Origin of the sequence: Lampropedia hyalina DSM 16112 (genome assembly GCF_900129055.1) — a bacterium.
GTDB lineage: Bacteria > Pseudomonadota > Gammaproteobacteria > Burkholderiales > Burkholderiaceae_C > Lampropedia > Lampropedia hyalina.
The window spans coordinates 40214-62220 of record NZ_FQUZ01000020.1 but is presented as its reverse complement, the minus strand read 5'-3'; the positions used below and the strand labels follow the sequence as shown (position 1 = coordinate 62220).

22 protein-coding genes are annotated in these 22007 nt (G+C 58.3%); 9 read left to right on the top strand and 13 right to left on the bottom strand.

Features of this window, described 5'->3' with window-relative positions:
- Positions 1-106: 106 nt before the first annotated feature.
- Entirely contained in the window at positions 107-1258 is a 1152-nt protein-coding gene (locus BUE21_RS09310) for a class I SAM-dependent methyltransferase (RefSeq protein ID WP_073356407.1), read from the bottom strand.
- 22 nt (positions 1259-1280) lie between these two features.
- On the opposite strand from BUE21_RS09310, the gene BUE21_RS09305 reads away from it, so the two are divergent.
- Positions 1281-2087 carry an SDR family oxidoreductase gene (locus tag BUE21_RS09305; RefSeq protein ID WP_073356416.1) on the top strand — a complete coding sequence of 269 codons (807 nt, stop codon included), beginning with the start codon at positions 1281-1283 and terminating at the stop codon, positions 2085-2087.
- Between the two features lies 1 nt (position 2088).
- On the opposite strand, the gene BUE21_RS09300 is transcribed toward BUE21_RS09305, so the two are convergent.
- Entirely contained in the window at positions 2089-3822 is a 1734-nt protein-coding gene (locus BUE21_RS09300) for an AMP-binding protein (RefSeq protein ID WP_073356406.1), read from the bottom strand.
- 47 nt (positions 3823-3869) lie between these two features.
- Between BUE21_RS09300 and BUE21_RS14515 the strand changes: the two genes are divergently transcribed.
- Positions 3870-4049 carry a hypothetical protein gene (locus tag BUE21_RS14515; RefSeq protein ID WP_143164479.1) on the top strand — a complete coding sequence of 60 codons (180 nt, stop codon included), beginning with the start codon at positions 3870-3872 and terminating at the stop codon, positions 4047-4049.
- 2 nt (positions 4050-4051) lie between these two features.
- Here the strand turns inward: BUE21_RS14515 and BUE21_RS09295 are convergent, their stop codons facing one another.
- The 3 genes from BUE21_RS09295 to BUE21_RS09285 form a co-directional block, all read right to left on the bottom strand.
- Entirely contained in the window at positions 4052-4804 is a 753-nt protein-coding gene (locus BUE21_RS09295) for a PhnD/SsuA/transferrin family substrate-binding protein (protein ID WP_073356405.1), read from the bottom strand.
- A 29-nt stretch (positions 4805-4833) separates the two neighbouring features.
- Positions 4834-5331: a PAS domain-containing protein gene (locus BUE21_RS09290; RefSeq protein ID WP_084523110.1), complete on the bottom strand. Its 498-nt coding sequence runs from the start codon at positions 5329-5331 to the stop codon at positions 4834-4836.
- Between the two features lie 73 nt (positions 5332-5404).
- Entirely contained in the window at positions 5405-5767 is a 363-nt protein-coding gene (locus BUE21_RS09285; protein WP_073356403.1) for a roadblock/LC7 domain-containing protein, read from the bottom strand.
- Positions 5768-6291: 524 nt separating this feature from the next.
- Between BUE21_RS09285 and nrdH the strand changes: the two genes are divergently transcribed.
- The 5 genes from nrdH (at position 6292) to nrdF (ending at position 10947) form a co-directional block, all read left to right on the top strand.
- Positions 6292-6522, top strand: coding sequence for a glutaredoxin-like protein NrdH (nrdH, locus tag BUE21_RS09280; RefSeq protein ID WP_073356402.1), 231 nt, complete (start codon positions 6292-6294; stop codon positions 6520-6522).
- A gap of 84 nt (positions 6523-6606) precedes the next feature.
- Positions 6607-7029, top strand: a complete 423-nt coding sequence (gene nrdI, locus BUE21_RS09275; RefSeq protein WP_073356401.1) for a class Ib ribonucleoside-diphosphate reductase assembly flavoprotein NrdI — start codon at positions 6607-6609, stop codon at positions 7027-7029.
- Between the two features lie 132 nt (positions 7030-7161).
- Complete coding sequence (gene nrdE, locus BUE21_RS09270; protein ID WP_084523108.1) at positions 7162-9366, top strand: class 1b ribonucleoside-diphosphate reductase subunit alpha; 2205 nt, start codon at positions 7162-7164, stop codon at positions 9364-9366.
- Between the two features lie 67 nt (positions 9367-9433).
- A complete protein-coding gene (locus tag BUE21_RS09265) occupies positions 9434-9721 on the top strand; it encodes a GNAT family N-acetyltransferase (protein ID WP_073356400.1) in 288 nt (95 codons plus the stop codon).
- A 236-nt stretch (positions 9722-9957) separates the two neighbouring features.
- Positions 9958-10947, top strand: coding sequence for a class 1b ribonucleoside-diphosphate reductase subunit beta (nrdF, locus tag BUE21_RS09260; RefSeq protein WP_073356399.1), 990 nt, complete (start codon positions 9958-9960; stop codon positions 10945-10947).
- Between the two features lie 13 nt (positions 10948-10960).
- Here nrdF and BUE21_RS09255 read toward each other — a convergent pair whose 3' ends face one another.
- Positions 10961-11302, bottom strand: coding sequence for a hypothetical protein (locus BUE21_RS09255; protein ID WP_073356398.1), 342 nt, complete (start codon positions 11300-11302; stop codon positions 10961-10963).
- A 176-nt stretch (positions 11303-11478) separates the two neighbouring features.
- Here BUE21_RS09255 and BUE21_RS09250 point away from each other — a divergent pair, with 176 nt between their 5' ends.
- Positions 11479-12483: a patatin-like phospholipase family protein gene (locus tag BUE21_RS09250; protein ID WP_234971100.1), complete on the top strand. Its 1005-nt coding sequence runs from the start codon at positions 11479-11481 to the stop codon at positions 12481-12483.
- Positions 12484-12496: 13 nt separating this feature from the next.
- Here the strand turns inward: BUE21_RS09250 and BUE21_RS09245 are convergent, their stop codons facing one another.
- From BUE21_RS09245 to pilV, 7 genes are all read right to left on the bottom strand, one after another.
- Entirely contained in the window at positions 12497-13480 is a 984-nt protein-coding gene (locus tag BUE21_RS09245; protein ID WP_073356396.1) for an SGNH/GDSL hydrolase family protein, read from the bottom strand.
- A 158-nt stretch (positions 13481-13638) separates the two neighbouring features.
- Positions 13639-14202 (bottom strand): GspH/FimT family pseudopilin, encoded by a 564-nt coding sequence (locus tag BUE21_RS09240; RefSeq protein WP_143164477.1) that lies wholly within the window; start codon positions 14200-14202, stop codon positions 13639-13641.
- Positions 14199-14654 (bottom strand): type IV pilin protein, encoded by a 456-nt coding sequence (locus BUE21_RS14995; protein ID WP_073356394.1) that lies wholly within the window; start codon positions 14652-14654, stop codon positions 14199-14201. Before BUE21_RS14995 ends, BUE21_RS09240 begins: the two co-directional genes overlap by 4 nt.
- Before the next feature lie 16 nt (positions 14655-14670).
- Positions 14671-19101: a pilus assembly protein gene (locus BUE21_RS09230; RefSeq protein ID WP_073356393.1), complete on the bottom strand. Its 4431-nt coding sequence runs from the start codon at positions 19099-19101 to the stop codon at positions 14671-14673.
- Between the two features lie 33 nt (positions 19102-19134).
- Positions 19135-19767, bottom strand: a complete 633-nt coding sequence (locus BUE21_RS09225) for a pilus assembly PilX family protein (protein WP_073356414.1) — start codon at positions 19765-19767, stop codon at positions 19135-19137.
- A 14-nt stretch (positions 19768-19781) separates the two neighbouring features.
- Positions 19782-20702, bottom strand: coding sequence for a PilW family protein (locus BUE21_RS09220; protein WP_234971099.1), 921 nt, complete (start codon positions 20700-20702; stop codon positions 19782-19784).
- 16 nt (positions 20703-20718) lie between these two features.
- The gene (pilV, locus tag BUE21_RS09215) at positions 20719-21381 is read right to left on the bottom strand and encodes a type IV pilus modification protein PilV (protein ID WP_073356391.1); all 663 of its coding nucleotides are present in this window, start codon (positions 21379-21381) and stop codon (positions 20719-20721) included.
- A gap of 234 nt (positions 21382-21615) precedes the next feature.
- Here pilV and grxD point away from each other — a divergent pair, with 234 nt between their 5' ends.
- Positions 21616-21933 carry a Grx4 family monothiol glutaredoxin gene (grxD, locus tag BUE21_RS09210; RefSeq protein WP_073356390.1) on the top strand — a complete coding sequence of 106 codons (318 nt, stop codon included), beginning with the start codon at positions 21616-21618 and terminating at the stop codon, positions 21931-21933.
- The last annotated feature ends 74 nt before the right edge of the window (positions 21934-22007 follow it).

The following is a 22007-nucleotide window of genomic DNA, read 5'->3' as shown; positions in this document are numbered from 1 at the left end:
TGTGGAGCGGCACACGACCGTGACGTGAACGCAGCACGCAACATTCTCGCGGCAGGGCATTGCCGTCTCGCTGGAGGAATCCCCTGCCTTTAGGCTGGGGAGGATGTCAAAGTGTGTGGGTGCGGTCGCCGTGCGCGAAGCCATCTGCCTCCCAGAATGCACCCCGGCCCAGCAGCATCACCTTGAACAGCTCGCCCATTTCGTGCTCCTGCACCAGTTTCGCGGCCATGACGCGTTGGGGCAGCGTGGCTTGCTCCAGCCAGTGCGCGATGCCGCAATTGATGAGAAAACGCCCCTGCGTGGTGTAGCCCAGCACTTCCAGCCCCACTTCCTGCGCGGCCACGGCAATGCCGGTGAAATTGACGTGGCTTGTGATGTCCTTCTCTCCCACCTGCACCAGCGGGTTGTCGTCCATGCGGTGCTGGTGGTGGCACACCAGCGTGCCCATGCTGCGCTGGGGGTGGTAGTACTCGTGCTCGCCAAAGCCGTAGTCGATCCACAGTGCCGCGCCGCGCTCCAGCCGTTCGCCCACGGTGCGGATGAATGCTTCGGCCTGCGGGTGGATTTCGGTGAGGTAGTCGTGTTCGCCAGCCACCTCCAGCGGCGGACGCAGATCGGTGGGGCGGTCGCTCCAGCAGAAGTGGGGGGCGTTGGCATCGTCGGTGGGCGCAGTCAGCGATACGCCGCGCTCCAGCCACTGGCCTTGCTGGCGCAGCAGCAACTTGACCGGCATGGCATCGAGCACCTCGTTGCCCAGCAGCACGCCTGCCAAGGCATCGGGGAGTTGCTCCAGCCATTGCACCTTGGGGGCGAAGGCGCGCAGACGCTGTTGCTGCACGTCGCGCAGTGTGCCCGAGAGGTCGATGATGCAATAGTGCTGCACGGCATCGCCCAGGGTCTGTAGCAGGTCGAAGGCCAGCGCGCCCGTGCCTGCGCCAAATTCGTAAATGGTGTAGGTGCCGGTAACGCTCAGCACCTGTGCCACTTGATGCGCCAGGGTTTTGCCGAACAGTGAGGACATTTCGGGGGCCGTGGCAAAGTCGCTGCCGCTGGCCGTTTCGGCGGATCCGGCCAGGGTGGGCGCGCCGGGGGGCATCAGCCCGATCTTGCTGCGTGGGCCGCTGTAGTAGCCCATGCCGGGGGCGTACAGGGCGTGCTGCATGAAGGTGTCAAAGCCGATGCGCTGGTCGCTTTGGGTGGCAATCTGGTGCCGAATGTGTTGTTCCAGAGCCTGGGGTACACTTGTCGATCTGTTCATTTCCCGATTGTCGCAGCAAGCCATGCCCTTTCCTTCCAAGCCGCGCACTGTCCTGGTCACGGGAGCCGCCAAGCGGCTGGGCGCGGCCATCGCGCTCGATCTGGCTGCCCATGGCTGGAATGTGGCCGTGCATTACCGGCATTCGGCACACGAGGCGCAGCAGACCATCGAAGCCTGTGCCGGGCACGGGGTGCGCAGTGCGGGCTTTGCCGCCGATTTCGAGGATGAAAATGCCGTGCGCCAGTTGCTGCCGCAGGTGGTGCAGCATTTCGGCACGGTGGATGCGGTGGTGAACAGTGCGTCGCTGTTTGCTTTCGATGATGCAAGCAGTTTCTCCTACCAATCGCTGCAAGTGCACATGCAGAGCAATGTGGCCGCGCCGCTGCTGCTGGCGCAGGCATTGGCGGCGCATTGGCGCGAACGCGACGGGCTGCATCCGCAGGAATGGGCCGGGCAAGGCTTGCACACCGGCGTGGTCGTCAATCTGCTGGACCAGAAACTCTGGAACCCGAACCCGGACTTTCTCAGCTACACGCTCTCCAAGGCTGCGCTGGAAGCGGCCAATACCATGCTGGCACAGGCACTGGCTCCCCGTCTGCGCGTGGTGGGTGTGGCCCCCGGCCTGACCCTGACCAGCGATTTTCTTGATGACGAGAGCTTTGCCCATCTGCACCGGCTCAGCCCGCTGGGGCGATCCTCCACGGCGCATGACGTGGCGCATGCCGTGCGCTTTGCCCTGGAAAACCAGTCCCTGACCGGAACCACGCTGCTGGTCGATGGTGGCCAGCACCTGATGCGCTTCGAGCGCGATTTCTCCAAGATGGTCTGAATCATCCCTGGGTTTCTTCATCGCGCAGTGCCCGGCGCAGAATCTTGCCGACGGTGTTCTTCGGCAGGGACTGGCGAAATTCGATGTGCCTGGGGCGTTTGTAGGCAGTCAGGTGGTTTTTCAGGTAGTGGCGTAGGGCGGCTTCGCCCAGCGCGTGGGGAACATCGTGGCGCAACACTACCACCAGCTTGACGGCCTCGCCACTCTGGGCATCCGGCACACCGACCACCGCGCATTCGCGCACGCCGGGCAGTTGCTGCACGACGTGCTCGATTTCGTTCGGATAGACGTTGAAGCCGCTGACCAGAATCATGTCTTTCTTGCGATCGACGATGCGGAATATGCCCTGCTCATCCATGATGCCGATGTCCCCGGTCAGGAAGTAGCCATCCGCCGTCATGGCCTCTGCCGTCTCCTGGGGGCGTTGCCAGTAGCCCTGCATCAGTTGCGGCCCCCGGATGGCAATCTCGCCTGCCACGCCCGCCGCCACGGCATGGCCGCGTTCGTCCACGCACTGCATGTGCGTGCCCGGCAGGGGCAGGCCGATGGTGCCGCTGAACTGGCGCGTCGTTACCAGATTGCAGGCCACCGATGGGCTGGCTTCGGTCAGGCCGTAGCCTTCGCAGATGGCGCATCCGGTGCGCTCCAGCCACTCCTGTGCCACCGAGGGTTGCACGGCCATGCCGCCCCCACCGCACAGGCGCAGATGCTGCCAGTTCACGGTGTCAAAGTCCGGGTGGCGCAGCAGTCCGTTGAACAGGGTATTGACCGCCGGGAAGATGTGAATGCGGTGGCGTTGCAGCTCCCGCAGCATGGCGGTCATGTCGCGTGGGTCGGGAATCAGCACCAGCGTGCCGCCCTGGTGCAGGCTCATCAACAGCCCCACCGTGAAGGCGAAGATGTGATAGAGGGGCAGGGCGCAGACGGTGGTGCATACCTCGTCGGCCGCCAGCCCTTGAAGGGCCGGACGGTTCCACGCCGTCGATTGCAGTGTGTTGGCGATCAGATTACCGTGCGTGAGCATGGCCGCCTTGCTCACGCCCGTGGTTCCGCCCGTGTATTGCAGCAGGGCCAGATCATGCTGCGCCAGCGAAGGCGGCTGAAAATGGCATTTGCGCCCCAGGTTCAGTGCGTGGTTGAAGCCAATCGCCTGTGGCAGATGCCAGCCGGTGCTGGGCTGGTCTTTCTGGCGGCGGCGCACCATCCAGTTGGCGGCCATGCCCTGCAAAAAGCCCAGTTGGTCACCGATGCGGGCCAGCACAATGTGCTCCACCGCCGTGTGTGCCAGGCACTGTTGCAGCGTGGTGGCGCATTGCTCCAGCGCAACGATGGCCTTCGCGCCCGAATCCTGCAACTGGTGTTGCAGTTCCCGCGCCGTGTACAGCGGATTGGTGTTCACCAGCACCAGCCCGGTGCGCAACACGGCAGCCGCCACAATCGGGTATTGAACGATATTCGGCAGCATGACCGCCACGCGCTCGCCCCGGCGCAGGCCCAATGATTGCAGGTAGGCAGCGAAATACCGGCTCAGCCGGTCGATGTCTGCATAGCTGAAACGCTTGCCCAGAAAGCTGTAGGCGGTGCGCTTGCCATGCCGCTCAAAGGCCGATTCCATCAGCTCCACCAGCGAGGCATGGCGTGCCGCTTCTGCCTCGATGTCCGTGGGCATGCCTGCCGGGTAGGACGACAGCCAGGGGCGCGGTGTGGTGCATGGGGCAAATGGCAGGGTGTTCATGGCATGGCTCCTTCAAAGTGTGTAAAAGCGATGAATGAATGCTACCTATGACCGGATTTTTGCCTTATGTATGGATAAAAAGTATCGTAAAAATAGACTTTTGGTGGAGTGTCGTGATTCGTGCGGACGATTGCGACATGCACAAAAAAGCCAGCCATGAACGCATGTCATGGCTGGCGAGGGTTTGGCCTTGGCCTGTGCCCGCAGGCGATGCGGGCGAAAGATGAGATCAGTCCAGCAGGGTTTCCATCAGGTCGATCATGAACTCGGCATCTTCCTGCTCCATGCGCGATAGCCCATGCGGCATGCCCAGGGCATCCAGCACTTCGCTGTCGCCCGGCTCGGTTCCAATGCCGGTCAGTACCTGCTGGAAAGAACTGCGTTCCTGTGTGTACAGCGGATTGGCCAGAAACACATGGGAGATGGAGCGCAGGCGGCTTTCCACCAGCACCTTCAATTGTCTGCGGGCGATATTGCTCAGCCCGTAAAACGCTGCGGCCAGATACAGGCCCGCGTCCACCTCGCCGCGCACCAATAGTCGCGTCACGCCCTGGTAGCTCTCTGTGGACACCCACTCGACGTTGTGTTCATCCAGATCGGCAGGTTCGAGCAGGCGCAAGGCAATCAGCTTGACATCGGTGTTTGGGGTCACGGCAATGCGGCAACCCGGGCGCAGATCGGTCACGCCGTTCACGCTGTGGCTGGCATGGGTGCTGATGACCACCTCATCGAAACACTGCACAGGCCGGGCCAGCGCGGTGAAGCTGTTCTCGCGCACCAGCTTGGCAGCATCGAAGGGGTTGGCGTAAATCAGATCGACCTTGCTGTCTTCCAGCAACTGGTGCTGCTCCCTGGTGTCGCCCGGCATCCAGAGGTGCATACGGCAATCCAGACGCTTTTGCAGCAGGGTGTTGAGCATGTGCCAGCCAGCAAAATGGACAGGCAGAAAGTCGGGAGCCACAAGAAGGTTCAAATTCTGCATGGTGGTTTATTCGGCTGGTGAAGGCTTCCTCAGGACTTTTCCTGCTGAAGGTATTGCGCATAAAGCGGAATGATTTCGTTGATCTTGGTTCTGGAGGGCTTGCGGCGCACCGAGGTGAAACCCACGACCTGCCCATTGCGCACATTGGGCACGACGCTGGCATAGACCCAGTAATAGGCCCCATCCTTGCGCAGGTTCTTGACATAGCCGTGCCATTTTTCGCGGTTCTTGCACTTTTCCCAGATATCCTGGAATACACGGGATGGCATTTCGGGATGGCGCAGGATGTGGTGGGGCGATCCCAGCAGCTCTTCCAGCGTGTAGCCGCCGCTCATCTGCACAAAGGCATCGTTGGCATGGGTAATGATGCCCTCGCGGTTGGTGCGCGAGACAATCAGCTTGCCATCGGGGTAAGGGCATTCCAAGTCCACCCAGCGGAGCACGCGCGTGCTGCCGTCGTGGAAGCGGTGCTGCTTTTCCTGGCTGGGCAGATCGTAGAGGGGTGGGGCGATGTCTGGCAAAGTCACGATGAGACCTCCTGTTGTTATGGTTTCTGGCCTTGTTGAGTGTACGGAACCGGCCGCGCTGGCCGTGCCGGTGTCAAAGCGACTTGGACAGCACCTGTGCAGCGCGCTTGATGTCCAGGAACAGCAGGCCCAACTTGGCGTTGGCCTTGGCCGTGACGGTCAATACCGCTTCGGAGCCCGCTGCCGTCATGATGATGTAGCCATCCTTGCCCTGCACCAGCACCCGCTCCAGTCCACCACGGGCCAGTTCCCGGGTGGCGCGCTCGCCCAGGGACAGCAGCGCAGCGGACATGGCACCGATGCGATCCTCGTCCATGTGCTGGGGCAGTGCCGAGGAAATCATCAAGCCATCGACCGAAATCAGGGCAGAAGCCTCAATGTCGGCCGAGGAGCCATTCAGTTCATCCAGGGTTTTCTGAAAGGTGTCCGTACGCATGATCGCAAGCCTTTGATTTGTGAGAAAGTGTAGATTCTACATGGGAATCCTTGCAATACCGCAGTCTCTTAAGCCCTGTTGAGCCCCCTGTTTTTGCCAGTGATCCATGGCATTTTTCAAGGAAATTCAAGGGAAATTTTTTACAAAATAAGCTGCGCAGTGCTTGACTTCCACAAAGCGCACCAGTGACACGGGGTTAGCTTTGAGGGCTGTCGCTTTTGCTGGGTTTATGCCCACGTAGACCCTACCGGTAGTGTCTGATCTGCCATTGGACACTATATCTAGCGTGGTAAGATCGCTTTCACTTTTTCCGGGGGGCTGAGAAAAGAGAGGAAAAACGGCATTTTTCACCGGTTTTTGCGGGTGACATATCCCGTTCCTGGCACATGCAGAACGGGCATCGGCATACGGCATTGGCAGTTTGTGAATCCGTCGCAATGCCCTCATCCCAGTCTTGGCGTTTCCCCCTGTGTCTCCATTGTGTGGGGGCATCCGTCTTGTCATATTTCGAGAGGTCTTTTTCCATGAACATCACGGTGTACAGCAAACCATCCTGCGTGCAGTGCACAGCTACCTACCGCGCCCTGGATCGCCAGGGCATTGCCTACGAGGTGGTGGATCTGTCCCAGGACGAGGCCGCATTGGCCAAGGTGCGTGCATTGGGCTACCGCGAGGCGCCTGTGGTGGTTACCGAGCAGGATCACTGGTCGGGCTTCCGCCCCGACAAGATCAGCGCGCTGCTGCACACCGCCTAAGATCGTGAACAGGTTCTAAGGGGCACAAGCGGCGCAGGGGAAGGCCCATTTCGGCAGTTTCGCCGGGCGAATGAGGAAGCATCCATGTCCTTGCTGGTCTATTACTCAAGCAGTTCCGAGAATACGCATCGCTTCGTGCAGAAGCTGGGCGTGGACGCGGTGCGCATTCCCACCCACCCCGACGACGCGCAGCCCCTGCTGCTCGACCAGCCCTATGTGTTGCTCTTGCCCACCTATGGCGGCGGCAATGCCAGGGGTGCGGTTCCCAAGCCGGTCATCCACTTTTTGAACCATGCCGAAAACCGCGAGTGGATTCGTGGTGTGATGGCCAGTGGCAACACCAATTTCGGCGAGGCATTCTGTCTGGCCGGAAAAATCGTGGCACAGAAGTGCCAGGTTCCCTATCTGTATGGCTTTGAGCTGCTGGGCACTCCCGACGATGTATTGCGGGTGCGCAGTGGACTGAGCCGGTTCTGGCAGCAGCAGGCCAGCCTGCATCCGGCCTGATTGCTGCCATCCCCATTCCGGTTGGCCGGTTCCTGGCGTGCGAATCCCGGCGAGTGACCGGTGTGGGTTCGGCATGTCATGCCCGTCCGACGCTTTCGACAACCCGATATTCTTGACTGCATTCACACTCCCATGACCTCCGCCACTGCCTCACTCCAGGAACACCATCGTCCCGCCACGCCTGCGGTCAAGCCCGTGGGCAAGCCGCGCTTTACGCCCGAAGAAGCTGCGCTGGACTACCATGCCCTCAATGCCATGCTCAACCTGTTTGGCCCGAATGGTGAAATCCAGCTCGACAAGGATCGCCTGGCAGCCCGGCAGTATTTTTTGCAGCATGTCAATCAGAACACCGTCTTCTTTCACAACCTGAAGGAAAAGCTCGATTACCTGGTCGAGAAGGGCTATTACGAGGCTGAAGTGCTGGAGCAGTACGGTTTCGAGTTCATCCAGAAGCTCTGGGACGCGGCCTATGCGCACAAATTCCGTTTTCCCACATTCCTGGGCGCATTCAAGTACTACACCAGCTACACGCTGAAAACCTTCGATGGCAAACGCTATCTGGAGCGTTACGAAGACCGTGTCTGCATGGTGGCCCTGACGCTGGCGCAGGGCAATGAGACCCTGGCGCGCAATCTGGTGGACGAGATCATCACTGGCCGCTTCCAGCCGGCCACGCCCACGTTCCTGAACTGTGGCAAGAAACAGCGCGGCGAGCTGGTGTCGTGCTTTCTGTTGCGCATCGAGGACAACATGGAGTCGATTGGCCGCTCCATCAACTCTGCGCTGCAACTGTCCAAGCGCGGCGGCGGTGTGGCCTTTCTGCTGACCAACATCCGCGAGGCGGGCGCGCCCATCAAGCACATCGAAAACCAGTCTTCCGGCGTGATTCCCATCATGAAGCTGCTGGAAGATGCCTTCAGCTACGCCAACCAACTGGGGGCGCGGCAAGGCGCGGGGGCCGTGTACATGAACGCGCACCACCCGGACATCCTGCGCTTTCTCGATACCAAGCGCGAGAACGCCGACGAAAAGATCCGCATAAAGACCCTGTCGCTGGGCGTGGTCATTCCCGACATCACCTTCGAGCTGGCCAAGAACAACGAGGACATGTACCTGTTCTCGCCCTACGATGTGGAGCGCATCTATGGTGTGCCGATGGCGGATATTTCCATCTCCGAGAAATACCGCGAAATGGTGGACAACCCCGGCATTCGCAAGAAGAAGATCAATGCCCGTGAGTTCTTCCAGACACTGGCGGAAATCCAGTTCGAGTCCGGCTACCCGTACATCATGTTCGAGGACACGGTCAATCGCGCCAACCCGATCCAGGGGCGCATCAACATGAGCAACCTGTGCTCCGAGATTCTGCAAGTCAATGGCCCATCCGTGTACAACGAAGATTTGGGTTACGAAACCATTGGCAAGGACATCTCCTGCAACCTGGGATCGCTGAACATTGCCAAGACGATGGATTCCCCGGACTTTGCGAAAACCGTGGAAGTGGCCATCCGGGGGCTGTCGGCGGTGTCCGACATGAGCCACATCAGCAGCGTGCCATCCATCGAGAAAGGCAACGACGACTCCCATGCCATCGGCCTGGGGCAGATGAACCTGCATGGTTATCTGGCGCGTGAACGCATTTTCTACGGCAGTGAAGAAGGCATCGACTTCACCAACCTGTACTTCTACGCCATCACTTACCACGCCATCCGCGCTTCCAACCGCATTGCCATCGAGACTGGCTCCACTTTCAAGGGCTTCGAGCACTCCAGGTATGCCAGCGGCGAATACTTCGATCAGTACGTCTTCCAGAAGTGGGAGCCGAAAACCGCACGGGTGCGCGAGCTGTTCCAGCAGGCGGGCATTGTGCTGCCCACGCAGGACGACTGGAAGGCCCTGAAAGCCTCGGTGCAGCAGCACGGCATCTACAACCAGAACCTGCAAGCCGTTCCGCCCACCGGCTCCATCTCGTACATCAACAACTCCACGTCCAGCATCCACCCCATCGTGGCGAAGATCGAAATCCGCAAGGAGGGCAAGGTAGGGCGCGTCTATTACCCGGCCGCCTACCTCTCGCAGGACAATCTGGAGTATTACCAGGATGCCTACGAAATCGGCCCGGAGAAAATCATCGACACCTATGCAGCGGCCACCCGCCACGTCGATCAGGGCCTGTCGCTGACGCTGTTCTTCCGCGACACCGCCACCACCCGCGACATCAACAAGGCGCAGATCTACGCCTGGCGCAAGGGCATCAAGACCATCTACTACATCCGCCTGCGCCAGGCCGCGCTGGAGGGCACGGAAGTGGAAGGTTGCGTTTCCTGCACGCTGTGAATCCCGCACTCCATCGATACTGATACCGAGTTTTTCCACCACCCTGTTTCCCCAAGGAGCTTGTGCCATGCCTTCTGTTCGCAACAACGAATCCGCCAGCCGTTATGAAGTCCTGCTGGACGACGGCACCACCGTCGCAGGCTTTGCCGACTATGTGATCGATGGCAGGCAAGTCACCTTGCCGCACACCGTGGTGGAGCCGCAATACAACGGCCAGGGGCTGGCCAGTCTGCTGGCCAAGGCCGCGCTGGAAGACATCCAGCAGGCGGGCCGCTGTGTTGTGCCCGAATGCTCGTTCATTGCTGCCTATATTCAGCGCAAGCCAGAATGGCAGTCGCTGGTGTGCCCCGTATAACCCAACATTGTTTTTTAACGCCATTCCCGCGAAGGCGGGAATCCAGGTGGCACAGCCGTTGCTATGAAGAATCCTATCGCCACCCGATGCGTCGTCGCTGGATTCCGGGTTGAGCACGCAATGACGATGCTCAAGTCAATAGCATTCGGTATAAGTCCATCTTTAAGGTTTGCCATCCTGCCTGCGACCCCTGGGGTTGCAGGCTGTTTTTCTGTATTGCTGCCTGTAGCACTGCCATGTCCATCCCCTCACTGAACGAACCCACGCTGATTCCCAATCTGGTTCAGGCCATCAACTGGAACCGCATCGAAGACGAAAAAGACCTGGAAGTCTGGAACCGCCTGACCTCCAACTTCTGGCTGCCGGAGAAAGTGCCGCTGTCCAACGACATCCCGTCCTGGGCCACGCTCACCCCGCACGAACAGCAGCTCACCATTCGCGTCTTCACCGGTCTGACGCTGCTCGATACCGTGCAGAACACCGTGGGCGCGCTCAGCCTGATTCCCGATGCCGTCTCCCCGCACGAGGAAGCCGTGTACACCAACATCAGCTTCATGGAAGCGGTACACGCCAAGAGCTACAGCTCCATCTTCTCCACGCTGTGTTCCATGTCGGACGTGGACGAAGCCTTTCGCTGGAGCCTGGAAAACGAATACCTGCAAAACAAGGCCAAAATCATCATCGGCCACTACCGGGGCGACGACCCGCTGATGCGCAAGGTCGCCAGCGTGTTCCTGGAGTCCTTCCTGTTCTATTCCGGTTTCTACCTGCCGATGTACTGGAGCAGTCGCGCCAAGCTTACCAACACCGCCGACCTGATCCGCCTCATCATCCGCGACGAAGCCGTGCATGGCTACTACATCGGCTACAAGTTCCAGCAGGCGTACAACAAGGCCGGAGCGCAGAAACAGGAGGAGGTGAAAGCCTATGCCTACGAATTGCTGCACGACCTCTACGACAACGAAGTCAGGTACACCGAAGACCTGTACGACGGTGTGGGCTGGACGGAAGACGTGAAGAAATTCCTGCACTACAACGCCAACAAGGCCCTGATGAACCTGGGCTTCGAGGCATTGTTCCCCAGCAGCATGACCGATGTGAACCCGGCCATCCTGGCGGCCCTGTCACCCAGTGCCGACGAAAACCACGACTTCTTCTCCGGCTCCGGCTCATCCTATGTGATTGGCAAGGCCGTCAGCACCGAAGACGAGGACTGGGCGTTCTGAAAATGCTTGCTTCTCACCCCCGCGCACCATTGCGATAGTCGCGCAGGAATGGCGTGGGGGTGGATGGTTTGGCAGGGGCCGCTGCCGTTGTCACTGGAGCGGCAGTGCTCTCTATGGCAGGAATGCTGGGAGCGGCGGGTGGCGTGACTACCGGCTTCAGCAGCTTGGCACGCAAGCGCAGCATGGTTGCCAACAGGTCTTCGTCTTCGGTTACATCTTCCACTTCCTGGAAAATGGCCAGCGCATACGTCTCACTGGTCAGCAGCAGAGATAGATCCGTTGAAATACCTGAACGCTTTGCCTGCACCTTGAAATGGGCCAGAAGTTTTGCAGTTTCAAATTCAACGTTATTCATCTGAACTCCCTCCTTGATTGCGCTGATTGGGTGCAAATGCGCCTGTGGTGGCCCAATTTTGGGTAATCCGGGCGGTACCTATCGACAGCAATGCCTGACAGCGAGTTTGCCAGCATCGCACCACAATGTGTGCATGATGTTCTGTCAAGCAAACAATATGCCAAATGATTCATGCCATGAAAACACCTGCAATTCCTTCTCGCATTGGACTGGCCCTGGGCAGTGGCTCGGCGCGCGGATTGGCGCACATTGGCGTATTGCGTGCCCTGGCAGAGCGGGGCTTGCAGGTGGATTGCCTGGCAGGAACCAGCATGGGCGCGCTGGTGGGTGCTCTGGCGGCATCGGGCAAGGTCGATGACCTGGAGAAAGCCTTTCGCAGCATGGACTGGCGCGGCATTGTCGCGTTGCTGGACCCGGTGTTTCCGCGCTCCGGCCTGATCGATGGGCGCAAGGTGGAGCGGTTTCTGCAAGACCTGTTGCCCAGCCAGTATTTTGACGATTTGCCCACGCCTTTTCAGGCCGTGTGTACCGACATCCTCAGTGGTACAGAAGTGGTGCTCTCACAGGGGCGGCTGGTGGAAGCGATTCATGCCAGTTTTGCCGTGCCGGGCATCTTCACCCCACTGCGTCACGAGGGGCATATTCTGGTGGATGGGGGGCTGGTCAATCCCGTTCCGGTCAGTACGGTGCGCCACATGGGTGCATCGTTTGTCATTGCCGTGGATTTGAACCACGACATCGTCGAAAAACGCATGGCCACTGCGGTCACGCACACTACCGCACCCTTGCCATCCAGCAGCGAACTGCCGTTCTGGATGCGTGTGCGCGACACGCTGAAAACCACCCGCCATCCGGTGTTGCAGCAACTGGTGGAATGGCTGGCAGAGCGGGATGCCGTCCCTTTGGAATCCGAAGGGCCACCGATTCCTGGCATTTTTGAAATTCTGCTGGCATCCGTGTACATCACCCAGTCACGCCTGACCCGCATCAACCTGCTGCACGATGCACCAGACTTGCTGATCCAGCCTCCGCTGGGCGATATCCGCTTCATGGAGTTCGACCGCGCCAGCGAAATCATTGAAATCGGCTATGAGGCGGCCCGCCAGGCCCTGAGTGAGTGCACGAATCTGCCCACGCAGGGCGCAATGGCAAAGCCTATTCCGATATCAATTGAACAATGAATTCAGCCGGTTTTCACCAACGGCTGCGAATCTGGTCGTAAGCCCAGTTGCCAAACTGGCGATGCACATTGGGTGTCAGATATACCCGGTCGGCAAACAGATACTGGTCGTAATTGCTGTCGATCACTGTATCCTTGCTGCACAGGGCCGAGTTGATCTGGTTGGTTCCCGTGCCGATGCCATTGCCGGTATCCACCGAATTGCACACAGTCGTATTGGTGTTGCCGACACTGAAGGCTGCGGGTGTGTTGTAGATGTAATTGACGTATTCCTCAAAGTCCACGTACAGCACTTTGTCGCCGGTCAATCCCAGATTCACACCCTCCACCTTGAAGCCTTCATTGAACTTGCTGCTGAGCTGGTTCAGGAAGTTCTCTGCATCGCTGACGCCAGCACTGTTCAGTGCCACGCCCCATGGGCCTTTGCCGATCGTGTAGGCACCGGCCACTGCTACATATTTCGCTCCGGCATTGGTCATGCGATTGACCTGACGGGCCAGCTCCACACCGGCGGTGCGCGCATTGGCCAGAGCGGTATCGCGGCTCAGGCCGCTGGTGAGTGCGGCCTGGGCCTGTACCACCACATCGCTCAAACCGGCACTGACCAGCACCAGATCATCCCCGGCAAACTGGTTGCTGGCCAGAAAATTGGTCACCTGCTGCTGCACGGTGGGGGTGCTGGCATTGCCCGCCGCGTCGGGCGAAGTCGTGACCCTGGCATTGCCTTGCGCATAGCTCAAGCCACCAGCCGATACCGATGTCAAGGTCTTGCCATAGCCCAGCGCGATCTGGCTGGTCCAGTTGGCATAAATGTCCGGGGCCGTGACGGTATAGGTTCTGCCGCTGACCTGTCCCAGATCGGCGTTGCCGTCCCCGAATGCCACCACCCGTTGGGGCGAAATGGCCGAGTCCACCGTGCTGGAGCCGCAGGCGGCAAGCAATGTGGCTGTAATGCCGGTCGCCACCCAGGTGGCGCAGCGTGTCCATTGAACTGTCATGTGAGTTTGACTCCGTGTGAAATAACGCGCTAGTTTAGCCTGACTGCACGGATGTGTTCGCGTAAAGAAGGGAGGTCTTGCGAGGATCGTGCCATGGCATACCGCTGGAGCGGCGGGGGAGGCGTTCCCACGCGGGAGCGCAGGAACGATTCATGGTTTCACGAGCAGGTGCCAGCAGGCGTAGTGGGGCGGCAGGTGCGTACCCGTCCGGCACGGCTGACAATGATATGCCGGGCTGCCTTGACCGTTTCGCCATTCATGTATTGCACCCGGATGGTGGTGTTGTTCACCCCCCTCAGGAAGCCGCTGCCGTCGTAGGTGAATGTTGTGATGTTGCCTGCTGATACGGTGATGAAATCCGGCACCACCACGCCGCTGTCGTGCAGTTCTTCATCCTTGGTGGCATCGAAACTGTTGTCCAGATCGCTGTCCTCATACACGCGCCAGCCACTGACGACACTGTTGCTGACGATGAAGTTCAGGCGCACTGGCTGGTTACGCTTCAGGGCTTCTGAGCGCGTCGTTGCCAAGGCGTTCACCAATGTATTCGTGACCGTTACCAGCTGTGTATTCCTGCGCCATTCGGTAAAACTGGGTGTCGCCAGCATCAGCAGAATGGCCAGAATGGCCAGCGTCACCATCAGTTCGATCAGCGTGAACCCGCTGGCCTTGCGTGAACGTACAGGAGGCAGGGCAGAACCCCGGTGTAACAGGCGATTCACCAGCACACTCCCGGTTCGGTACCTGTGCAGGATTTGTTGCCCAGGCTGTCGAACTCCAAGGTTCCGGCCTTGGGGTCTGTGCGTGTCGGAATGGCCGATAGTTTGATGCAGAGCACGTTGCCGGTAGTGCGACCATCGCAGCGTTCCGCTTTCATGCGGTAACTGGCGGCAGCCCAGCCGCCATCACCCGCCCAGTTCTTCAGGGAGGCATGCGCGGAGGTTGCAGCGAATTCCACATAGGTATTGCGTTGTGTCATGTTCCGTTCCTGCTGTTGCATCAGCTCCATCAGGGCCGTGCGGGCTTCGGCGCGTTTGCCCTTGCGGACATACTCGGTGTAGTTGGGGTACGCAATGGCAGCCAGAATGCCGATGATGCCCACTACGATCATCAGCTCAATCAGCGTGAAACCCTGTTGCGGGTGGCAGCGTTTGGGACGGTGCGGATAGGTCATGGTTGTGCCTGTTTTTTTATGGGTTGGTGGGAGCGAAGTCTTCCAGCGGCATGCCACGCAGTTCCTGATAGTTTGGAATTTGCCGCCAGCTCAGGCGACCGGTGAGCAAGGTGCGGCTGATCATTTCTCCCACCTTCGTGCCTTCCGTACCTGCCTTCGAGCCTTGCTGAATGACACGGGAGCGAATGGTGCGGGTGCGCTGCCCCACGCTGTTGAGTGCGGAATAGCTTTCGTCCACATCCACCACCAAGGGTGCGCCCAGCAAGCCCACGGTGGATGCCTCGCGCTCTGCCGTGCCCATGGCCACGTTCACGATATAGGCAAAGCTGTCGCCTGTGCCGCAGATGCCCTGATTGGCCGATGGTGGAATCAGGCTGTTCACCAGCACCTGTTGGCCATACACCGCTCCCTCGCTGATCTGGCGTTCGCCGTTATCTATATAGTGAAAATACCAGCCGGCATACAGACCCGATTTTTTCTGTTTGGGGTCGGTGAGCTTGTCATTGGCCTTGATCTGGTAAATCGTGGCCCAGTTGAAAGGGCTTTCGGTGCTGTTGGCCACCGTGACATCGCCGGTTGCCTTGTTCACATCGGCAGCCTTGAGCCGAGTGCGTGCCACGACACTGCCGCTGGCACTGTCGTCCTTGTCGTCCTCTGCACCCCCCGGGGTGGTGTTGGCATCCAGCACAGCATAGAACGTCTGCTGTTTCGTCGATGTATTGTCGTTTTCCTCCAGATACTTGCCGGTGCCGAATGCCACCACGGTGTTGTAGCTGTCGGCGCGGAACAGAATGGGCTTGGCGGAAATGGGTTGGCGTTCGCCTCCACTGTTCTTGTCGGTTGCAATGAACAGGGGTTTGCCTGTGACATCGCCTACGTCTTTCAGATTTTTGCCCTTGAAGTCCACCCGCCACAGATTGCCCTGCAAGTCACCCGCATAAACGCGCTCCAGCACGCCATAGGCGTTCACCGATGAGGTGAAGTTCACCATGCCGCTGGCCATGTTGATGCTGGTATTCACCGGGAACTGAATCTTGAAATAGTTGCTCCCCAGGCTCCAGTTGCTGCCATAGGCCTTGCCCAGGTCGAGGAAGAACAGTGTGGGTTTGCCATTCGAGCTGGCACGGCCATCGCTCACATAGTTGTTTACGCCACCAGCGACCACGGCGAACCATTTGTAGGAGTTGGCACCGGTCTGCACCTTGAGGATTTCCGGCACGCCCACCACATTGCCCAGGTCGGCATCATCGGCATCGGTGAATTCCCACAGCACCTTGTCCTTGCTGAAGGCCGATGGGTCGCTCACATCCAGCGCGTACACGCCTTGACCGCCTTCCCCGGTGCCGCCGACCAGCACAGTCTTCCATGTGACATCCTCACCGGTGCCCACTTTGGCTTCTGCCACCACGGGCGTGGCATCCACATAGCTCTGGTGTCCGTTCACACTGTAGTTCGGGTCGGCCAGCAGGTGCAGGCGGGGAGTGACCCAACTGGGAATATAGGCAAACAGTTCCTTGCCGCCGTCGGTGTCACCTGTGGCGTTGAAGGCGTGCAGCATGCCATCGTTCGCTCCCACAAACACTACCGGTGCGCGGTCTTGCTTTTCCGCGTACAGGGCACTCGTGTAGTAATCGGTATCGGCCACACTGTTCGATGGTGCTCCAGAGTAGACCACCCCCGAGTTCACAATGTCGCCCAGCAAACGTCCCCGCACTCGAAATGGTGCGCCTTCCTTGCTGCGATCACCCCGCAAAAAAGCCAGTCGATCAGTGCCACGGTTGTCACTGGCATGCAGGTGGGCTTGCAGGCTGGCAGCAATTTCATTCCACAGAAAACGACTGGCTGATCTGCGGTCTGGATTGCCCACCACAATATTGCGCTCGTCAGGGGCAATCGAGGCCAGCTTGCTGGCAGCACTCCAGCCTTGTTCGGTTCCCAATTGCAGCGAGGTGTTCTGACCAGTGCCTTGGGTTTTTAAAGAAATGGCCGCTACGTCGCCACTCCAACTGCTCACATCAAACTGGCCGCGATACAGATAACCAATGTCATCCTGTTGCAGCACCGAGCTGGAAATGGCACCGGTGGCAATACTGTTCGCTTCGGCCACGATGCTCTCGAAAATATCGTCTAAACCGTCGAGAATATCCTGTGCCTGATTGGCCAAGAAGTAGGTTTGGGGGTCTGAAGTTGTTGGGCTAGCCGGGGTTCTGGCCCAGGAGCCATTGTTGGTGATTCCTTTGTCATCCACAAAGGGGTTGCCGTAGCCGGACATGTCATTGAAGCCGCCGTATTTGGCGGTGAGAAAGAATTGCCGTTGCTTGCGAGTGTTGTATGTGCTGTTGGCACCGCCTTCATTCACGTCAATGACATATGTTTTGGCACGCATGCCTGGGCGTATTTTAGAATTTCCTTTGGAGTCTTTATTGTTCTTTGTCCAGTTTTCTCCGCGAATATCATGGGTGTTTGCCCAATAGGCGGCACCTGCAATATAGTATGCCGCATTACTGCTGCCAGTGTTGGCATTGGCATCCATATTGAAGACTTGACCATTGGGACTGCTGGTTTTACGTTGCACTCCATTGTTATCGATGTATTGGACAACACTGTTTTTCTCGAAGCCGGCCAGGACTTCCGTCCATGTTTTGAAATTTGGGATGTTTCTGGATAAATCGACTTCTCCACTGCGGTCGAAATCTCCTTCGCCAGTGATTCGTGTATTTCCTGGGAGTGATTTGTCATTGTGGGTATTGACATCTCCAATCAAAACAATATTGTTTCTGACACAGCTATAGTCTTGTGTAGAGACTCCGTCTGCATGGGGGTCTGTCCATTGAGTAAGGACTTGAAATCCGTCCTTGAAGCTCTCTGGGATTGCTTGGCTCGTATCATCGGTATTATTGAAACTGATGGCTCTGGGCGTAGGCTGCAATCCTTGTAGATACCGTAGGCTTTCATAGTAAAGCTCCCCTACAGGGTCGTTGCTTTTGTATGTGCCTTCTGTACCGGTGCGCCCGAACTTGTTCAGGTAATTGATAACTCCACTGTTGCCTTCTGCTGCCTTCTGGGGGTTGGTAAAGAATACGCCTGTTTGCATATTCCATTCCACTTCTGTGTTTTCGCCAGGAAGCTCCGTGCCATTGGAACTGTAGTTTTTGGGGCCAACAAACTTCATAGGGGCACGCAATACACCACCGTAGCGTTTGTTGCCACTTTCCATCAAATAACCGAAGGCAGCGACCCGAACGCGATCGCTGTATTTTTGTAGGTTTCCTACGGGTTTGTAGTAACCATTCGGATAGCGTTGGCAATAATCTGTACCACGAGGATCTCCAGCCTCACAGACTTGCACTTTGGTCAGAAAATGGGTATTGGATGTGAGCGATTTGTCTTCGAATGCGTCGTCGTATCTCTCATTCGAGACATAGCATTTCTTGACAGTACCCGCGCTGGGGTCTCCCATGGAGTCTTCGCTCCAGGAGCATGTGAAGCCATTGCGTACATAAGCCCAGTGCCAGTAGGCATCCCTGCCATCTTGCCTGCCGAAGTAGACTTTTCTGACCCCCTCAAAACTGCACTGTGAACCATCGGAGCATTCTGTGGTTTTATAATTGTTCAAATTGATAACGGTTTTTCGTTCATTTTTGACAATCTCGCCAATTCGACCATTCTGCAATCCGCCTTGACCTAAATTGCCATTATTTCCGGGGCCATTACAATTTCCGGTAGACTCCGTGCCAAAGAAAATACGGTTGAGGCAATTTGCTATTTTTATATCACCGCTGTGGGTACTGCCATCGGTTTTTATTTTCAGTTCATCAGGAACCGATCTTTTGACATGACTGGATGAAAGCGTCTTTGCCGGGAAATAACTGCTGCTGTTGTAGAAACCAGTTTGTAGTACAGCGCGCTGAAGAACTGTTTTGTCAGATTCGTCTGTGATCCGGTCACCACCCGTCAGACCCAGACGCAAAATATCGATTGAAGAGGTATTCGCCCAGTTCATGAAGTTGCCATGAAAGCCCTTGCCATCGCATCCCTTGCTGGCATCGGCATTGCCATAGCGTTCAAAGTAGTTGTCGGTCTTGTTGTAGCGGTAGCAGCTTCCCGTGTGGAAGTAACCAATATAGGTGTTGGTGGGGCTGTAGCTGTCACGGTATGCGGCTCCCACAGTCGGGAATTCCACCGACAGAGTCAGGGTCAGCGTGGGCTTGGCACGCGAGCCGGATGCGTACAGCGGGCCGGATGCCAGTTGAATGGCGGGAATGCCACTGACGCCACTGCTCAGGCTGCCGTGGGCCTGGTATGGAAAGCCCAGCACTCCTATGGCCAGAATGCTGGTGGCAGTCAAGGCCGCGAGCGTCAGGCGGCGACGCTGGCTGTGGGCCATAGGCTGGATGGCCGCCGGTGACAAAGCGGTGGCGGGGCCGCGTGGAGGAAGGCGGTTCATGGCTGGGTGTTCCGGGTGGTTGTCATGCGTCGGTTATTTGCGGTAAATGGTTTGCAGCACCACATAGGTGTTGTCGCGTGGGCCAAAGCCCACGGCGGTGATGCGGTAGGCCCGATCATTGCCGCGCGCGCCATCGGCACTGGCTCCGTAATCGCGGATGTTTTCGATGATGTAGCGCGGTGCCCGGGCAGGCTGAATGCCGATTTCGTTGGCAGGGAAGCTGCGCCCGGTGAATTCGCCAAAGGCAACGCTGCGGGTCGTGTCCTGGGCCAGATCGATGGTCAGCCATGCAGGCTTGCTGTCTGTGGCAGGCTGTGCACACAGTCCTTGGGTTCCGTTCGCATCGGCGGTGGAAGTGCCGCAACCAGCCTCGAATGCAGCGTGGAATTGGCGTTGGAACAGTGCCGTGCGGTTTTTCTTGCCGCTGGACGTGGGTGCCGTGCCTTCGATGTCGAATTCGGCATCGGTCAGGGCGGCTTCGGCGGCCTGCATGGCAATCTGGCGATCCCGGTCGTTGCGGGCAGCGCGTTCGCCCTGAATGCCCAATTGGGCGGCTGCCAGTCCCAGCAGGCTGACGATGACGAGTACCATCAGCACGACGATCAGCGACGCACCGTGCTGGCTGTGGCGGGGCAGTCTGGGTGAAGAACGAGGAGATACGGGCATCATGCAGGGCACCTTCACAGCGAGGCGTTCAGATTGGGTGGATTGAGGTTGTTGCGCAATTGCACGGTGAATGTGACGACCTGACGCATCCGGTCATCGGCTTCGCTGGTGAATTTATTGTTGTCATCACCGATGGCCTTGCCCAGTGGCCAGTAGTCCTGGGCTGTTTTCTCGCCGCCAGAGCCGGGGGCAGAGCGCAACACCATGCCGATGCGCAGGCTGCGCACCTGTCGCCACATGGCGTTGTTGGTGATCTCGTCGGCGCGCAGGAACTGGAAGCTAGCCACGGTGTCGTTGAATGTGTTGGTATCGGCGGCGGTGTTTACGCCATAGAGCACCTGGAAGGTTTCCACACCAGAGAGCAGGGGTTCGGCATTGGCATCCATATTGAACTTGCACATCAGGGTGGGTTCGCCGTTGCTGATGGCTACATAGAAGTGGCTTTCGATCATGCTGCTGGCATCGCGCCGTGTGCCGGTGCAATCCACCATCGTGCGGTCTGTCCAGTTGTTGGCCTCTGTCAGTTGGCCGGTCATATTGCGCAGGGTCAGGATGTCACTGCTGTTCACAATGGTGTTGCCAGTGGTCACGATGTTCTTGCCAGTGATGATTGCGCTGTTGTGCCCGTGCACGAACTGCACGGTTTCGCTTGCTCCGCCCAGATTGAAGCCGGTGGCATCGCTGCTGGACTGCATGTAGGTGGCGTTGTAGTCGTTCTTGTAGCCTGCCTGCGTGGCCATCTGCTGGATGATGGCAATGGCAAAACGGGCGTTGTCACGCAGTTCCGAGGTGGCGTTTACGGTGCCGAATCCCTGCCGTGCCACGGTCAGGGAAGCGTAGGTGGCCATGACGATCATCATGCCAATGACCATGGCTACCATGAGTTCGGCCAGCGTCAGGCCCTGCTGCCGGTGAAGATTGGGTGTGTGTTTCATGGTGTGCATTGCGTGCTTATGGTGTGACAGGCGGGGTGGCCTCGGCACCGAATGCGCCACCGGGAACCACAGGCAGCACGATGGAGGGGAGGGCATTCGCGCTGGTTTTCAGGCTGCTGGTGAATACGGTCTTGCCATCCTTGGTTTCGGTTTTTCCGGCGGTTTGCAGCCAGCCGATCTTGATCATGACGGTGTTGCCGGTGTTGTCGCAGTTGCCCCAGCCCTTGGGCAATCCGGCATCGTTGCTTGATGTCTGGAACGGGCTGTTGTCGAAACAGACTTCCACCTTGGCATCAGGCAGGGCCTCGTGTACGCGCATCAACCAGTCGTCCCTGTCCCATTGGGCAATATCGCTGCTCTTGCATGTTTTGGTACGGCAATCCTTGCTGGTGGCGGTGGGTTTGGTGGCGTTGTGGGCAATCAGATATCGGTTGCCACTGGTGGCCGTGCCCGTGGTTAGTTCTGCGATGCGGATGTTGTTGCGCATCAGCTCGGCGTATTCACGCGCCAGCAGCACCCCCGTGGCCTGGTGCTGGGAGTCCCGGCTGATCTTCAGCGAGGCCGCCTGCATTCCGGCAATGCCCAGCAAGCCAAACGACAGAATGACGATGGATACCAGCACTTCAATCAGCGTGAAGCCGGTCTGTAAAGCGTAGTGGCGGGGTGGAGAGGCAGGCATGGCAGAACGATTGCGGTGAAAACAGGTTTCGACCGTATCGTTTATTTACCAATGCCTGTAGTGGCAGCCGACAAGCGGTGTGCTGTGGCCGACCAGCGGCAGATCAGCCGATGGGGCGGGCTGACGATCTGTGGGCAATCCGTCGGGAATAAGGGGGCAGTGCTATGCCGTGGCCGAAACTTGTCACAATATCGGCCTGTTCAAACTCCGTGACATAGACCAAGGAATCCTGCCATGAGCGACGTACAAGCCCAAATCGATGAACTCGTCAAAAACAACCCTGTGGTGCTTTTCATGAAGGGCACGGCCAGCTTCCCGCTGTGTGGCTTTTCGGGGCGCGCCACACAAATTCTCAAGGCCAGCGGTGTGGACCTGAAAACCCTCACTACGGTGAATGTGCTGGAGAACGATGCCATCCGCCAGGGCATCAAGGAATACAGCCAGTGGCCCACCATTCCCCAGCTCTACATCCGGGGTGAGTTCATCGGCGGTTCCGACATCATGATGGAGATGTACGAAAGCGGTGAATTGCAGAAGCTGCTGCAAGCCTGACGGGCTGTCCATGGGGTCATTCCAACTGTGCTTGCCCCTCGAAATTCCGTCATTCCGGCGGAGGCCGGAATCCA